Genomic DNA, 2577 nt, shown 5'->3' on the forward strand with positions numbered 1-2577 from the left:
TTAATTATAATTATAAAATACACTTAGGTCTCTACTCCCTACTCCCTACTCCCTACTCCCTACTCCCTACTCCCTACTCCCTACTCCCTACTCCCTACTCCCTACTCCCTACTCCCTACTCCCTACTCCCCACTCCCTTTCCTAAACAATCATGAGCACTTTAACCCTTGATCTCCAATCAATTAACCTTACCGACGAGCAATTTTTCCAGCTTTGTCAAGACAACGACGATTTAAAATTTGAACGCAATGCTAATGGAGATTTAATTATTATGTCACCTACTGGCGGCAGCACAGGAAACCGTAATCTAGAAATAGGCTACCAACTTCAAGCCTGGAGTCGTCAAAACAAGTTGGGAATTGCTTTCGATTCTTCCACTGGTTTTAAACTCCCCAATGGAGCAGACCGTTCTCCCGATGCTTCTTGGATACCCTTAGCACGCTGGAATAGTTTAACTCCTCAACAGCAAGAGAAATTTTTGCCCCTATGTCCTGACTTTGTGATTGAGTTACGTTCTCCTAGTGATCCCATAACAGCAATTCGAAAAAAAATGGAAGAATACCGAGACAATGGCACTCGTTTAGGTTGGTTGATTAATCGTAAAGAGCGACAATTGGAAATTTATCGACCAAGTAGAGATGTTGAAGTTTTAGAGTCTCCCAGTAGTTTATCGGGAGAAGAAGTTTTGCCTGGTTTTGTGTTGTATCTTGATTTAATTTGGTGAAGGGTTTTGCTGAATACTTCCCTAGAAACAAGAGACTGAAAAAATATTTTTTTGTTGACAATTATTTACTCTTCTGTTAACGTATGCAGGGAATTGCGATAACTCAATCCTGGAAACGGGAGTCAAACAACGAAACAAATAGTGGAATAAGCTTATGGCGCTAGTTGTCCAAAAATACGGTGGTACCTCGGTTGGCTCTGTGGAACGCATACAAGCCGTTGCCCAGCGAATTCTCAAAACAGTCCAACAAAACAATTCCGTGGTAGTGGTGGTGTCCGCTATGGGTAAGACTACCGATGGTTTGGTACAACTAGCGAAAGCCATATCCCCTAATCCCTGTCGTCGGGAAATGGATATGCTGCTATCCACCGGTGAGCAAGTGTCCATTGCTCTATTATCCATGGCCCTACAGGAATTAGAGCAACCAGCTATTTCCCTCACTGGCGCTCAAGTGGGTATTGTAACAGAAGCTAAGCACAGTAGCGCTAGGATTCTGCAAATCGAAACCCAGCGGCTGGAGCGATGTTTGAACGACGGGAAAGTTGTAGTAGTTGCTGGTTTCCAGGGCATCACCAGCACTGATGAATTAGAAATCACTACCCTAGGTCGGGGTGGCTCTGATACTTCAGCCGTAGCCCTAGCCGCAGCACTGGGGGCATCTCGGTGTGAAATTTATACCGATGTACCGGGGATATTAACCACTGACCCCCGGATCGTACCGGATGCTCAACTGATGCCAGAAATTACCGCTGATGAAATGCTGGAATTAGCTAGCTTAGGGGCAAAAGTCCTCCATCCCCGTGCCGTAGAAATTGCACGCAACTATGGCTTAACCTTAGTAGTCCTATCCAGCTGGAGCGATGAACCTGGCACTAGGGTAATTTCCCCAAGCTCTCCCCCCCGTTCCTTAGAGGGGTTAGAAATTGCTCGACCAGTGAATACCGTAGAATATGACACCGACCAGGCAAAAATAGCCCTATTACGAGTGCCCGATTCCCCTGGTGTAGCAGCACGGTTGTTTGGTGAAATTGCAGTTCAAGACCTAGATGTAGATTTAATTATCCAGTCCATTCACGAACAGAATACTAATGATATTGCCTTTACCGTCAATACCGCTATGATCAATCGAGCGGAAGCAGTAGCCGAAGCCATTGCTCCCGCCCTGCGTCGCCAAACCACCCCCGATACCCAAGAAGCAGAAGTGATGGTCGGTAGGGATATTGCTAAAGTCTCGATCACTGGAGCAGGGATGATTGGACGTCCTGGGGTTGCAGCTCAGATGTTCCAGGCTTTAGCGGATGCCGGTGTCAACATTGAGATGATTTCCACCTCCGAAATCAAAGTCAGCTGTGTGATTGATGCCCTCGAATGCGATCGCGCGATCGCGGCCTTGTGTAACTGTTTCGATATCAACAATACCCCCATTCATCTACCCATTCGAGATCAAGCAGCAGATAGTGACCACTCCAGCGAGATCACCCATCCCCCCGTTCGAGGTGTAGCCCTAGACATCAAGCAAGCCCGTCTAGCCATTCGTCAAATTCCCGATCGTCCAGGCATGGCAGCCAAGATATTTGGAACCTTGGCAGAGCACAATATTAGTATTGATATGATTATCCAGTCCCAACGCTGTCGAATCATTAATGGAATTGCCACCAGGGATCTTGCCTTCACAGTACCTCAAGCCGAAGCAGAAATGGCTCAGAAAGCCCTACAACAGATCGCACCAGTGATTGGGTGTAGTGAAATTCTCCTGGATGCCGATATTGCCAAAGTCAGTATTGTCGGTGCTGGCATGGTTGGACAACCAGGGATCGCAGCACAAATGTTTGCTGCCCTAGCTTCGGAACAAA

2 protein-coding genes are annotated in these 2577 nt (G+C 46.8%); both read left to right on the plus strand.

All coding sequences use genetic code 11. The features are described from left to right. Window positions 1–151 precede the first annotated feature (151 nt). Window positions 152–724, plus strand: a complete 573-nt coding sequence (locus F6J94_RS32825) for a Uma2 family endonuclease (protein WP_293047888.1) — start codon at window positions 152–154, stop codon at window positions 722–724. Between the two features lie 154 nt (window positions 725–878). Then, window positions 879–2577: aspartate kinase (locus tag F6J94_RS32830; protein WP_293047891.1), on the plus strand; the 1699-nt coding region annotated here is incomplete at its 3' end.

The sequence above is a fragment of the Moorena sp. SIO1F2 genome (assembly GCF_010672755.1).
In the GTDB taxonomy this organism is placed as follows: domain Bacteria; phylum Cyanobacteriota; class Cyanobacteriia; order Cyanobacteriales; family Coleofasciculaceae; genus Moorena.

Excerpts from the sequence above, each read along its gene's own strand:
- F6J94_RS32825 (WP_293047888.1), top strand. The coding sequence starts at position 152 with ATGAGCACTTTAACCCTTGATCTCCAATCAATTAACCTTACCGACGAG.